Source organism: Marinobacter sp. (assembly GCF_033722195.1).
In the GTDB taxonomy this organism is placed as follows: domain Bacteria; phylum Pseudomonadota; class Gammaproteobacteria; order Pseudomonadales; family Oleiphilaceae; genus Marinobacter.
In genome coordinates, this window is the sequence record NZ_JAWVZL010000090.1 from 1 (window position 1) to 12,172 (window position 12,172).

General features: G+C 64.9%; 14 protein-coding genes. 10 read left to right on the forward strand and 4 right to left on the reverse strand.

Features of this window, described 5'->3' with window-relative positions:
* Positions 1-13: 13 nt before the first annotated feature.
* The 4 genes from R3280_RS13435 (at position 14) to ribA (ending at position 3,312) form a co-directional block, all read left to right on the forward strand.
* Entirely contained in the window at positions 14-958 is a 945-nt protein-coding gene (locus tag R3280_RS13435; RefSeq protein WP_318999136.1) for a Nudix family hydrolase, read from the forward strand.
* A 46-nt stretch (positions 959-1,004) separates the two neighbouring features.
* The gene (moaC, locus tag R3280_RS13440) at positions 1,005-1,481 is read left to right on the forward strand and encodes a cyclic pyranopterin monophosphate synthase MoaC (RefSeq protein WP_318999123.1); all 477 of its coding nucleotides are present in this window, start codon (positions 1,005-1,007) and stop codon (positions 1,479-1,481) included.
* A 1-nt stretch (position 1,482) separates the two neighbouring features.
* On the forward strand, positions 1,483-2,493 hold the full coding sequence (gene moaA / locus R3280_RS13445; protein WP_318999124.1) for a GTP 3',8-cyclase MoaA: 1,011 nt from the start codon (positions 1,483-1,485) through the stop codon (positions 2,491-2,493).
* 204 nt (positions 2,494-2,697) lie between these two features.
* Positions 2,698-3,312, forward strand: a complete 615-nt coding sequence (gene ribA / locus R3280_RS13450) for a GTP cyclohydrolase II (protein ID WP_318999125.1) — start codon at positions 2,698-2,700, stop codon at positions 3,310-3,312.
* Between the two features lie 56 nt (positions 3,313-3,368).
* Here the strand turns inward: ribA and dxs are convergent, their stop codons facing one another.
* From dxs to R3280_RS13465, 3 genes are all read right to left on the reverse strand, one after another.
* Positions 3,369-5,303, reverse strand: a complete 1,935-nt coding sequence (gene dxs, locus R3280_RS13455; RefSeq protein ID WP_318999126.1) for a 1-deoxy-D-xylulose-5-phosphate synthase — start codon at positions 5,301-5,303, stop codon at positions 3,369-3,371.
* A 256-nt stretch (positions 5,304-5,559) separates the two neighbouring features.
* Entirely contained in the window at positions 5,560-6,459 is a 900-nt protein-coding gene (locus tag R3280_RS13460; RefSeq protein ID WP_413468780.1) for a polyprenyl synthetase family protein, read from the reverse strand.
* 11 nt (positions 6,460-6,470) lie between these two features.
* A complete protein-coding gene (locus tag R3280_RS13465) occupies positions 6,471-6,725 on the reverse strand; it encodes an exodeoxyribonuclease VII small subunit (RefSeq protein WP_318999128.1) in 255 nt (84 codons plus the stop codon).
* A 141-nt stretch (positions 6,726-6,866) separates the two neighbouring features.
* Here R3280_RS13465 and R3280_RS13470 point away from each other — a divergent pair, with 141 nt between their 5' ends.
* Together R3280_RS13470 and R3280_RS13475 are read left to right on the forward strand one after the other, a co-directional pair.
* On the forward strand, positions 6,867-7,481 hold the full coding sequence (locus tag R3280_RS13470) for a PilZ domain-containing protein (protein ID WP_318999129.1): 615 nt from the start codon (positions 6,867-6,869) through the stop codon (positions 7,479-7,481).
* Between the two features lie 265 nt (positions 7,482-7,746).
* Complete coding sequence (locus R3280_RS13475) at positions 7,747-8,511, forward strand: GolD/DthD family dehydrogenase (protein ID WP_318999130.1); 765 nt, start codon at positions 7,747-7,749, stop codon at positions 8,509-8,511.
* Positions 8,512-8,514: 3 nt separating this feature from the next.
* Here R3280_RS13475 and R3280_RS13480 read toward each other — a convergent pair whose 3' ends face one another.
* Positions 8,515-9,294: an NRDE family protein gene (locus R3280_RS13480; RefSeq protein WP_318999131.1), complete on the reverse strand. Its 780-nt coding sequence runs from the start codon at positions 9,292-9,294 to the stop codon at positions 8,515-8,517.
* A gap of 97 nt (positions 9,295-9,391) precedes the next feature.
* On the opposite strand from R3280_RS13480, the gene R3280_RS13485 reads away from it, so the two are divergent.
* The 4 genes from R3280_RS13485 to R3280_RS13500 all read left to right on the forward strand — a co-directional run.
* Positions 9,392-10,186, forward strand: coding sequence for a sulfite exporter TauE/SafE family protein (locus R3280_RS13485; protein ID WP_318999132.1), 795 nt, complete (start codon positions 9,392-9,394; stop codon positions 10,184-10,186).
* 15 nt (positions 10,187-10,201) lie between these two features.
* On the forward strand, positions 10,202-10,990 hold the full coding sequence (lgt, locus tag R3280_RS13490; protein WP_318999133.1) for a prolipoprotein diacylglyceryl transferase: 789 nt from the start codon (positions 10,202-10,204) through the stop codon (positions 10,988-10,990).
* Complete coding sequence (locus R3280_RS13495) at positions 10,987-11,826, forward strand: thymidylate synthase (protein WP_318999134.1); 840 nt, start codon at positions 10,987-10,989, stop codon at positions 11,824-11,826. The genes lgt and R3280_RS13495 overlap by 4 nt, the downstream gene beginning before the upstream one ends.
* Positions 11,827-12,004: 178 nt before the next feature.
* The coding region (locus R3280_RS13500; RefSeq protein WP_413468781.1) for a dihydrofolate reductase at positions 12,005-12,172 on the forward strand (168 nt) is incomplete at its 3' end.

Below are 12,172 nucleotides of genomic sequence, written 5' to 3' on the forward strand. Positions count from 1 at the left end.
CGGACCTGACCGGGTGAGGGAAGTCCACGTCGCGGTGGCTGTGGTGCGCCGTGGCGGCCGGGTGCTGATTGCCCGCCGCCCCGACGGTGTCCACCAGGGTGGCCTGCTGGAATTTCCCGGTGGCAAGGTGGAGGCCGGTGAGACGGTACAGCAGGCCCTTGTACGTGAGCTGGCGGAGGAGACCGGGCTGCGGGTGGACCCGGCCTCGTTGCAACCGCTGATCGGCATCCGCCATGACTATGGCGACAAGCGCGTGTTCCTGGATGTCTGGCAGACCGATACCGCCGAGGGTGAGGCCGAGGGCCGGGAGGGTCAGCCGGTAAGTTGGCTGGCGCCGGCGCAACTGCAGGACGAGGAGTTCCCGGCCGCCAACCGCGCCATCATCCGGGCGCTCCGGCTGCCATCCGTCTACGCCGTCACCGGCGCCTTCGAAAACCCGGGCCAGGGCCTGGCGCTTCTGGAGTCCGGGCTCGCCCGCAGCCGGCCGGAACTGGTGGTTCTGCGTGCGCCCTGGCTGGAAGGGCAGGCTTACCGGGACCTGGCGAGGGCGGCCCTGGCAGTGTGTCGTCGCCAGAGGGCCGGGCTGATGTGGCACGGACCGGCCGCGGGCACGCCGGAGCCGGGCTTCGCCGGCTGGCACCTGACCTGGGCCCAGGCGGCGCGGATGCAGCAGCGGCCCATTGACCGCCACCAGTGGCTGGCGGTGTCCTGCCACAATACCGAACAGATCCGCCACGCCAGGAGCCTGGAGGCGGATTTCATCACCCTGGGGCCGGTACGGCCCACCCCCAGCCACCCCGGCGCTCCCACCCTGGGCTGGTCCGAATTCAGCGCCCTGGCTGCGACCGCAACCATGCCGGTCTACGCCCTTGGGGGGATGGACAAAAGCCATCTTGAAACGTCATGCTCATCAGGTGGCCAGGGCATTGCTGGTATTGGCCACTGGTGGCAGCCATAATCTCTGTTAAGCTTATGGTATAACAACAAAGTTTCCGGGAGAGCCTGTGAGCGAACTGACCCATCTGGACGACAAAGGCGCGGCCCGTATGGTGGATGTCTCCGGCAAGGCCGAGAGCGTTCGCGAGGCCCGTGCCGAGGCCCACATCCACATGGCGCCGGCCACCCTGGCGATGATTGTCCAGGGCGAGCACCCCAAGGGGGACGTGCTGGCGGTGGCGCGGGTCGCCGGCATCATGGCCGCCAAGAAGACCCACGATCTGATCCCCCTGTGTCACGCCCTCAATCTCAGTTCGGTGCAGGTTGACCTGTCCCCCAGTGATACCCCCTGCGGCATCCACATCGAGACCCGCTGCAAGCTCAGCGGGCAGACCGGTGTCGAGATGGAGGCGCTGACTGCGGCCTCGGTGGCCGCGCTCACCCTTTACGACATGTGCAAGGCGGTGGACCGGGGCATGACCATCGACAGCCTGCGCCTGCTGGAGAAAACCGGCGGCCGCAGCGGCCATTGGCGGGCCAGTTGAAATGAGCCAGATCGAACCCCTGATTGACAACTTCGGCCGCCGGGTGAGCTACGTGCGCATCTCGGTGACGGACCGCTGTGATTTCCGCTGCGTCTATTGCATGGCGGAGGACATGACCTTCCTGCCCAAATCCCAGATCCTGTCACTGGAGGAGATCGCCACCCTGGCCCGCAATCTGGTGGCCTGCGGTGTGGACAAGATCCGCCTCACCGGAGGCGAGCCCCTGGTGCGCCCCGGGGTGGTGGACCTGGTGCGTTCCATCCGCAGCCTGCCGGGCCTGCGGGAGCTGTGCATGACCACCAATGGTGGCCGCCTGCAGGATCTGGCCCGACCCCTGCGGGAGGCCGGCCTGGACCGCATCAACATCAGCCTCGACAGCCTCGATGCCGAACGCTTCCGCGAGCTTACCCGCACCGGCCGCCTGGGCCAGGTGCTGGCCGGCATCGACGCCGCCCAGGCCGCCGGTTTCCAGCGCACCAAGCTCAATGCGGTGATCCTGCGGGGCCGAAATGACGACGAGATCCTGCCGCTGGTGGAGTTCGCCCTGGACCGGGGCCTGGACCTGAGCTTCATCGAGGAGATGCCGCTGGGGGTGATTACCGAACACAGCCGGGCGGAGGCTTTTGTGTCCAGTGCCGAAATCCGCGAGATCATCGGCCGCCGCCATAGCCTTACCGCGATCGCCGATGATACCGGCGGCCCGGCGCGCTACTACAGCGTGGCCGGCCATTCCAGCCGGCTCGGCTTCATCTCGCCCCACAGCCATAACTTCTGTGGCGACTGCAACCGGGTGCGGGTTACCACCGAGGGCCGGCTGCTATTGTGCCTGGGCAACGAACACTCCATGGATCTGCGGGCGGTGCTGCGGGAGGGGGATCCGACCCCGGCCGCCACCGATACCCGGATCCAGGCGGCACTGCGTGATGCCATGGCGCTGAAGCCCGAACGGCATCACTTCAACCTGGAAGAGGAACCGCAGATACTGCGTTTCATGAGCGCCACCGGCGGGTGACGGACAGACATCCTGATTCTTAATCTGTCAGCCCGCCGATCTGTCCTTCCCGTTGCACCGTAAATCATCGTGTTTTCAGACAAAATACCTTTGCCTGACGTCATCGCTCGCCTGGCGCTGCCAGACCCGGGCGCATTCACGCTACGCCCGCTCAGCCGGTTCTGCTAGAATGCGCGGCCAGTTTATCTGATATGAGGGAATTCTGTGGTCGTTCGTTACGTCCAGTCCTGTCGATTGCCAACGCCTTTTGGTGTCTTCGACATGCACGGTTTCGAGGAGGTCGAAACCGGCAAGGAGCACGTGGCCCTGACACTGGGAGCACTGGACAGCCCCGAGCCCATGCTGGCGCGGACCCACTCGGAATGCCTTACCGGCGATGCCCTGTACAGTATGCGTTGTGATTGCGGTTATCAGCTGGAGGAAGCGTTGCGGTCCATCGCCCGGGAAGGCCGCGGTATCCTGATGTACCTGCGCCAGGAAGGCCGTGGCATTGGCCTGCTCAACAAGATCCGCGCCTACAACCTGCAGGATCAGGGCGCCGATACCGTGGAAGCCAATGAACGCCTGGGCTTTGCCGCCGACCTGCGCGACTACAGCATGTGCAGCGACATGCTCAAGCACCTGGGCATTCGCAGCCTGCGCCTGATGACCAACAACCCCCGCAAGGTCAAGGCCCTGGAGTCCCTGGGTATCGAGGTTGCCGAGCGGGTAGCCATTCACGTCGGCCGTAACCCCCACAACGAGCATTACCTCAACACCAAGCAGAGCAAGCTCGGCCACTGGCTGGAAACCCACCAGGACGACGACATCGGCGCCTGAGCCGCTTGCACGGCTTGCCGGCGCTGGGTCAGTAAGCGGCCAGAACAGGCGGGCGGTTAGGGCAGGGCCTTGAGGGGCTGATGGCTCTTCATCCGGGCCTGGCGCTGGCTGATGGATTGCTCGATCCCCGCCGCATCCAGTCCGCATTCGGCCAGCAGTTCGCCGTGCTTGCCATGGTCGACAAACCGGTCCGGCAGGCCCAGGTTGAGGCTGGCCACCAGAATCCCCTCCCGGTTCAGGAATTCGGATACCGCGCTGCCAGCGCCACCGGCAATGGTGTTCTCCTCCAGCGTCACCAGCAGCTCATGGCTGGCCGCCAGCTCGCGGATGAGATCCTCGTCCAGGGGCTTTACGAAACGCATGTCCACGACCGTTGCCCCCAGTGCCTCGGCTGCCGTCACCGCGGAGGCCAGCAGGCTGCCGAAATTGAGGATGGCGATGGTCTGGCCCTCCCGTATGCGCCGGCCCCGGCCGATGGGCAGGGTGTCCAGGTTCTCGCTGATGGCCACGCCCGGACCGGTGCCACGGGGGTAGCGTACCGCCGCCGGGCCATGGAGCATCAGGCCGGTCTGCAGCAGCAGACGGGTCTCGTTCTCGTCCGAGGGCGCCATCACCACCATATTGGGTACGCAGCGCAGGTAGGCCAGGTCGAAGGCGCCGGCGTGGGTGGGGCCGTCCTCACCCACCAGGCCGGCCCGGTCGATGGCGAAGAGCACGTCCAGGTTCTGGATGGCGACATCGTGGATCAGCTGGTCATAGGCCCGCTGCAGGAAGGTGGAATAGATCGCCACCACCGGTTTGGCGCCGTCGCAGGCCAGGCCGGCCGCGAGCGTGACGGCGTGCTGCTCGGCAATGGCCACGTCGAAATAGCGGTCCGGGTACTGCCGGCTGAAAGCCACCAGGTCAGAGCCCTCGCACATGGCGGGGGTGATGCCCACCACCCGGTCGTCGCGGGCGGCGGCGTCGCAGAGCCACTGGCCAAACACGTTGGCGTACTTGGGCTTCTTGGCCTTTGGCGCCGGTTCCGCGGCGGCCACCGGCGGCAAGGGCTCGATCTTGTTGATGGCGTGATAGCCGATGGGGTCGGCCTCCGCCTGGGCCAGGCCCTTGCCCTTCTTGGTGACCACATGGAGAAACTGCGGGCCGTCCAGCTCGCGGATGTTCTCGAGGGTCTCCACCAGCAGGCCCAGATCATGGCCGTCGATGGGGCCGATGTAGTTGAAGCCCAGCTCCTCGAACAGGGTGCCGGGCGCAATCATGCCCTTGAAGTGTTCTTCGGTCTTGCGGGCCAGCGCCATCAGGTTGGGGGCGCCCTGCAGCACCCGCTTGCCACCATCCCGGACCTGGTTGTAGGTGCGGCTGGCCAGGAGCTTGGCAAAGTAGTTGGACAGGCCCCCCACGTTGTGGGAGATGGACATGTCGTTGTCGTTGAGAATCACCAGCAGGTCGGCGTCCAGATGGCCGGCATGGTTCAGCGCTTCAAAGGCCATGCCAGCGGTCATGGCGCCGTCGCCGATCACCGCGATGCTCTTGCGCTTGCGGCCCTGCATGCGGGCGGCAATGGCCATGCCCAGGGCGGCGCTGATGGAGGTGCTGGAGTGGCCCACACCAAAGGTGTCGTACTCGCTCTCGGCGCGCTTGGGAAAGCCTGCCAGGCCATCTTTCTTGCGGATGCTGCCCATGCGGTGACGGCGGCCAGTGAGGATCTTGTGGGGATAGGCCTGGTGGCCCACATCCCAGACCAGGCGGTCGTCCGGGGTATTGAACACATAGTGCAGCGCCACCGTCAGCTCCAGTACGCCCAGGCCGGCACCGAAGTGGCCGCCGGTCTGGCCCACGGACCACATCAGAAACGCCCGCAGCTCACGGGCCAGTTGCGGCAGCTGCTGGTCGGAGAGCAGGCGCAGCTGGTCCGGCGTGTCGATCTGGTCCAGCAGTGGCGTATGGGGCTGCTGTGACGGGATTTCCCTGAAAATATATGTGTCCTGCATCGGCTTGGGTCGTTCCGGCCTGATCGTTTAAAAGAAGATTGCTCAGGAGCCTGCGCGGTAGAAAGTTGCACCGCTGCGACTTCCCCCCTTTGGCCCCTTTGAACGCTCATTTTCGTTACATAAAACCATTATGTGCCTCAAATGATCGTCCAAATGGACTCAAAGTGGCTTTGTCTCGCCTGGCGCACTTTCTGCCGCGCAGACTCCAAGTATAAGGGATTGGTCACGCCACTTTCACATTCAAGACGGCCAATGTTCAATGGCTGCGGGCCACCACGAAGTCGGCAATGGTGCGCAGGGGCTCCGCCTCCGGGCCGAAATCCGCGAGACTGCGGTGCGCTTCGGCCAACAGGTCGGCAAGGTGGGACCTGGCTCCGGTCACCCCCAGCAGGGCGGGGTAGGTGGGCTTGGCCCGCGCCACATCGGAACCGCGGGGTTTGCCGATGACCGAGGTGTCGCCCTCCACATCCAGCAGGTCGTCCTGGACCTGAAACGCCAGCCCGAGGGCTCTGGCATAGTGGTGCAGGCGCTCCAGGCGATCGTCGTCAAGACGCTGGGCGGCCAGCGCCCCCAGCCGCACGCTGACCTCGATCAGGGCGCCGGTCTTGCGCCGGTGCATCAGCTCCAGTGTAGCCAGGGACACCTGTTGCCCCACCGAGGCCAGGTCAATGGCCTGGCCTCCCACCATGCCCAGGTAGCCGCTGGCCCGGGCCAGCTCCCGCACCATCCGCAGGCGCACCGGATCGGTCAGCTCCGGGGCCTCGCTCAGCCACTCGAAAGCCAGGGCCTGGAGGGCATCCCCCGCCAGTATGGCGGTGGCCTCGTCGTAGGCAATGTGGGTGGTCGCGCGGCCCCGGCGCAGGTCATCGTCATCCATCGCCGGCAGGTCATCGTGGATCAGCGAATAGGCATGCACCAGTTCCACCGCGCAGGCCGGCACCAGGGCCCGCCGGCCAGGGACGGCCATCGCCATGGCGGCCCCCAGGCACAACGCCGGGCGAATCCGTTTGCCGCCCCCCAGCACGCTGTACCGCATGGCCTCGCACAGGCGCCCGGCCTCCGGCATGGCAATCGCCAGACGGTGCTCCAGCTCCTGCTCAACCTGGCGTCGGCAGTGATCGAGAAAATCGGTGGGTGCGGTCAGGGTGTCCGTCACGACAGGCGCCTTCATTCACTTGGATCTGGCTGGAAGGGCCTGGTCCCGAGACTGCCGTCGTCGCGCTGGATCAGCTGCTCGACCCGCTGCTCGGCGGTTTTCAGGGCCTGCTGGCAGGCACGGGTCAGGGTGACGCCGCGCTCGAAGGCCCCCAGGGATTGCTCCAGCGAGAGTTCGCCCTGCTCCAGGCTCCGCACCAGGGTTTCCAGCTCGTCGAGGGATTTCTCGAACTCGGCAATCGAAGGGGTGTTCTGGGCATCGGCCATGGCGGCGGGCCTCCGGCAATTGATCAATCAATGCTGCAGTATATCAGAGCCGGTTGCCGAATCAGACTCCGTGGACCTGTTCGCCGCCCGGGAACAGGCTAAACTGAAGAGATCAACACGCAACCCGTTGGAGGGTTCGCCATGGTCGCCGGTAAGATGGATTCCGCCCACAAACCTGATGTCACCCGCTGGAATGGCAAGGACAGACGCGAGTCCTATCGTGTCAACGACCGGGTGGCGCTGCGCTATCGCCGCCTGCATGGCGACCACGACATGGCGTCGGAGTCGGCACGGCTCAGCCTCCAGAGCCGGCTGGCCAGCCTGCAACAGGCCCTGGACGATGAACTGGCCCGACTGGCGGAAAGCGCCCCGGCCACCCACCGGATCGCCCGGCTGCTCAACGACAAGATGGACTGCCTGATGGATACCATGGCGCTGGACGACAGCCAGTCCTCGGACGGGCTGGTCAGCCGCCATATCAATCTCAGCGCCGGCGGCCTGGCGTTCGTCAGTGAAGACACCCTGTTGCCCGGGGAGCGCCTGTTGCTGGACCTGCTGTGGCATCCCGGCGGTGACCATATCCGGGCCATCGCACGGGTGGTCAGCGCCAATCGGGAGAGCGGTGGCTGCCGGGTGCGCGCCGATTTCGAAAGCCTGCCCAATCACGATCGTGAAACCCTCATGCGTCACATCCTCGAGGTCCAGTCCCGCAGTCTCCGGGAACGCCGGGCCGCCGGGGGTGAAACCGCGGGTTGATCCGCCTTGCCTCGCCGGGCTACGCCCGCCAAACCACGAAACATTGCATTTTTCTGACTCCGCGGGCGCGAGCCATGCCTGTTCGGGAAAAAAATGCACCATTTCTGCGCGCCCTATCAGTCCGTTGTCATAAAACTGTCGTAATTCATTCGGTTTTGCATGTAATGCCGGGCGCGGGGCGCCCGTAACGGTGCTGTCTGCCGAACCCGCTAGGAAGGCCCCATCAATAACAAACGGGCATGCCCGACATATAAAGGTGGCTGCAATGTCTCACGCAATCGATTGGTACAGTTTTCTGCTTTCCGGCCAGGTGGCCGTGGTTACCGGCGCGGCCGGCGGTATCGGCAGCGCCATCAGTCAGCGCTTCGTGCGCCAGGGGGTCCGGGTGGCGATGCTGGACAACCGGGAGGACGTACTCGCCCAGGCCGAGTTTCTGGGCCAGGACGCGGCCCTGGGGATAGTGACCGATGTTACCGACCCGGTTTCGGTGGCCTCGGCGGTGGAGCAGATTCTCGGGCATTTCGGTAAGGTCGACATCCTGATCAATTCCGCCGGCGTGCTGGAGCTTTGCTCTGCCGAGAACATGACCGACGAGATCTGGGACCGCACGCTGGCGACCAATCTCACGGGTGTGCGCCGTATGTGCCAGGCCGTGGCCCGGTCCATGCTGCGTGCCGGTTATGGCCGCATTGTCAACATCGCCGGTCAGGGCGGCACGGTGGCGCTGGAGCGGCAAGCAGCCTATTGCGTGAGCATGGCCGGAGTCATCGCCCTGACCCGCGCGCTGGCGCTGGAGTGGTCACCCCGCGGCGTTAACGTCAACGTCATTTCCCCCGCTGTGGTGATGACCGGTATGGGCCGTCAGCTCTGTATGGGGGCGGGTGCCAACGACCTGCGGATGCGGACCCCGACCCGGCGCTTTGCCGAACCCGAGGAAATCGCCATGGCCGCGCTGTTCCTGGCCAGCAATAGCGCCGGCATGATCACCGGCGAAAACCTGGTCGTGGACGGCGGTTACAGCATCCAGTAAACCTCAGTTCGGTGCCGGCAGCTGCCACTGGAAGGTCTGGCGCTCGCCGGGCCGGCCCTGGGGCAGCCAGGTCTGCTCGGAGACCATGACCTGGCCGTCGGCGCTCCGGGTCACGATGGTGGTAGCCCGGGTGCCGTAGCCGTCACCCCGGATGAAGGGCGACGACAGGAAGCGCTCGGTCTCGATCCCCACGCCGGTGTCCGGCAGCAAATGGTCCGGCGCCGGAGTACTGTCCTGCAACTGCTCGATCAGGGTGTCATGGAGCTGCTTCTCGGTCAGCGGTGGCTTGCCCGACAGCAGCTCGCCGAGCTCCTCTCGCATCTTGATCAGTTTGGGCCAGGGGCTTTGCAGCAGGTGATTGCTCAGCCCGTACAGACCCCGGTGCAGATGGCGCCCGGCGTGGCTGTCGCGGTTGCTGAAATACCAGCCATCGCTGGCGTCCAGGCGGACCAGGTTAAAGCCGCCGTAGACGCCACCGGTCTCGACCAGCTCTTCCCCCAGGTCCGCCGGGTTCAGCTCGCAGGCCCGCAGCGGCAGTTCGCCCCGGCTTCTGGCGGCCTCGGCCTGGCTGCCTTCCCGGACATTGGTCACCGCCGTCACCAGGCCATCCCGCCGCACCGCCAGCCAGGTGCCGCCGGAGCGTTGGTCCCGTCCGGCCAGCAGGTCCCGCTCCGGCCACCAGTGCATGGCGCAGGTGGGGCGCTGGTAGAATTCATCGCGGTTGGCGGCCACCACCAGGGGATAGTGGCGGTTCTGCTGGAGTGCGAAAAGGATAAGACACATGGAGCGTTTCCGTTGAATGGGCGGCGGCGTGGTAATAATCATCTGCCGGCTTGTGTATGATAGCAGCCTTGTTTTTTGAGCGCGGACATACTGGGTCATGATGGTGGTTGTTACGGTGCTGGTCTACCTGGCTCTCGGTGCCTGCGCCGGATTTCTGGCTGGCCTGTTCGGCATTGGCGGTGGTCTGGTGATCGTGCCGGTGCTGATCATCAGTTTCGGGCTTCAGGGCATCAGCGACCAGGTGGCCACCCATCTGGCGGTGGGCACCTCCCTGGCCACCATCATCTTCACCTCCCTTAGCTCCATACGCTCACATCACGTCAAGAAGGCGGTACGATGGGACCTGTTCCGGCCCATGCTGGCAGGGATTCTGGCGGGCGCCGTGGTGGGGGCGTGGACCGCCTCGTTGCTGGCCGGTGAGGTCCTGCAGACCGTGATCGGTGTGTTCGTGATTCTGGTGGCCCTGCGCATGTTGCTCGAACTGGCGCCGAAACCTGGCCGCTCGACCCCTGGGCCTGTTGGCCTCGGCGCCGCCGGTGCCGGGATCGGCTGGGCCTCGGCGATTTTCGGCATCGGCGGTGGCACTCTCACGGTGCCTTACCTGAGCTGGTGTAACGTGCGGATGCAGACTGCGATCGGCACCGCTGCCGCCTGCGGTCTGCCCATTGCCGTGGCGGGCGCTCTGGCCAACGTCCTGGTGGGCTGGCACGCCGAAGCGCTGCCGGCCTACAGCCTGGGTTTTGTATACCTGCCGGCGCTGCTGGGTATCGTCGCCACCAGCGTGATTTGCGCCCGTTTTGGCGCCGAGCTGGCCCATCGCCTCAAGGTCCGGCTGCTGAAGCGTTGCTTCGCCGTCTTCCTGCTGGTGGTCGGTGTCCGTTTCCTGATCTGACATGAGAACCTGCTGATGTTGCGTCATCCTCAATTCGATCCGGTCGCCATTTCCATCGGCCCCCTGAAGATCCACTGGTACGGCCTGACCTATCTGGTGGGCTTTGTGGTGGGTTGGTGGCTGGGCCGCGTCCGCGCCCGCAAGCCCTGGTCCCCGATCACCGAGGAGCAGATGGGAGACCTGCTGTTCTACATCGCCCTGGGTGTGATCATCGGTGGTCGCTTCGGCTACGTACTGTTCTACAACTTCGACCAGTTCCTGGCGGACCCACTGTGGCTGCTGCGGGTCTGGGAGGGCGGCATGTCCTTCCACGGTGGCCTGCTGGGGGTACTGCTGGCGTTCTGGTGGTACGGCCGCAAGATCGACCGCACCTTCTTCCAGATTGCCGACTTCGTGGCGCCGCTGGTGCCGGTGGGCCTTGGTGCCGGGCGAATCGGCAACTTCATCAACGGGGAACTCTGGGGCAAGCCCACCGATGTGCCCTGGGGCATGGTGTTTCCCCAGGCTCCGGATCAGCTGGCCCGGCACCCGTCCCAGCTCTATCAGTTTGCCCTCGAGGGCGTTGTATTGTTCATCGTGCTCTGGTGGTTTTCCGCCAGACCCCGGCCGCGGATGGCGGTGAGCGGGCTGTTCCTGCTCTGTTACGGCCTGTTCCGGTTTCTGGTGGAATTCGTCCGCCAGCCGGACCCACAGCTCGGCTACCTGGCCTGGGGATGGCTGACCATGGGCCAGCTGCTTTCGCTGCCGATGGTCCTGGCCGGGGCGGCGATGATGGTGTTTGCCTACAGGAGAAACGCAGAATGAAGGTTTACCTGGACCTGATGAAGGATGTGGTGGACAACGGCCACGATCGCGGAGACCGCACCGGCGTTGGCACGCGGTCGGTGTTTGGCCGGCAGATCCGCTTTGACCTGGCGCAGGGCTTTCCGCTGGTGACCACCAAGAAAATCCACCTGCGCAGCATCATCTACGAGCTGCTGTGGTTTCTCAGTGGTTCCACCGACAATCGCTGGCTGCAGGAGCGCAAGGTCAGTATCTGGAACGAGTGGGCCCTGGACAACGGCGATTTGGGGCCGATCTACGGCAAGCAATGGCGTAGCTGGCAGTGCCCCAACGGTGATGTGGTGGACCAGATCAGCGAGGTGATCCAGCAGATCCGCACCAAGCCCAACTCCCGGCGGCTGATCGTGTCCGCCTGGAACCCGGCCGAACTGCCGGAGGAGTCCATCGGTCCCCAGGCTAACGTGGAAGCCGGCCGCATGGCCCTGGCGCCCTGCCACTGCCTGTTCCAGTTCTATGTGGCGGACGGCCGGCTGTCGTGCCAGCTCTATCAGCGCAGTGCCGACCTGTTCCTGGGCGTGCCGTTCAACATTGCCTCCTACAGCCTGCTGACCCACATGATCGCCCAGCAGTGTGATCTGGAGGTGGGGGAGTTCGTGCATACCTTTGGCGACTGCCACCTATACCAGAACCACCTCACCGACGACATCGTGTTCGAGCAACTGCGGCGCGAGCCACGGCCGCTGCCGAAACTGGTGATCAAGCGGAAGCCGGCCTCGATTTTTGAGTATGAGCTGGAGGATTTCGAGTTTGAGGGGTATGACCCGCATCCTGCTATCAAGGCTCCTATAGCTATTTGACCGGGAGCTCGGGGGAGGCGGGTTGGCGGGTAGGTCCTTCCGAAAATGAGCGGAGCCCAAGCCGCACAGGATGTCTTGAGGCGTTTTTTGGACGATCACCCCCGCACCCTCACAGCCCCCGAAATGTGAATGCCCACGTCACGAGGTTTTATAAGTGAGAAAAGCCCTGATCGTAGCCATGTCCCGCAACCGGGTCATCGGCCGAAACAACAGACTGCCCTGGCACCTCCCCGGCGACCTGCGCTACTTCAAGCAGGCCACCATGGGCAAGCCCATCATCATGGGCCGCAAGACCTGGGATTCCATTGGCCGGCCATTGCCGGGCCGGATGAATGTGGTGGTCAGC

Excerpts from the sequence above, each read along its gene's own strand:
- moaA (WP_318999124.1), top strand. The coding sequence starts at position 1,483 with ATGAGCCAGATCGAACCCCTGATTGACAACTTCGGCCGCCGGGTGAGC.
- dxs (WP_318999126.1), bottom strand. The coding sequence starts at position 5,303 with ATGCAGGACACATATATTTTCAGGGAAATCCCGTCACAGCAGCCCCAT.
- R3280_RS13465 (WP_318999128.1), bottom strand. The coding sequence starts at position 6,725 with ATGGCCGATGCCCAGAACACCCCTTCGATTGCCGAGTTCGAGAAATCC.
- R3280_RS13470 (WP_318999129.1), top strand. The coding sequence starts at position 6,867 with ATGGTCGCCGGTAAGATGGATTCCGCCCACAAACCTGATGTCACCCGC.
- R3280_RS13475 (WP_318999130.1), top strand. The coding sequence starts at position 7,747 with ATGTCTCACGCAATCGATTGGTACAGTTTTCTGCTTTCCGGCCAGGTG.
- R3280_RS13480 (WP_318999131.1), bottom strand. The coding sequence starts at position 9,294 with ATGTGTCTTATCCTTTTCGCACTCCAGCAGAACCGCCACTATCCCCTG.
- R3280_RS13485 (WP_318999132.1), top strand. The coding sequence starts at position 9,392 with ATGATGGTGGTTGTTACGGTGCTGGTCTACCTGGCTCTCGGTGCCTGC.
- lgt (WP_318999133.1), top strand. The coding sequence starts at position 10,202 with ATGTTGCGTCATCCTCAATTCGATCCGGTCGCCATTTCCATCGGCCCC.
- R3280_RS13495 (WP_318999134.1), top strand. The coding sequence starts at position 10,987 with ATGAAGGTTTACCTGGACCTGATGAAGGATGTGGTGGACAACGGCCAC.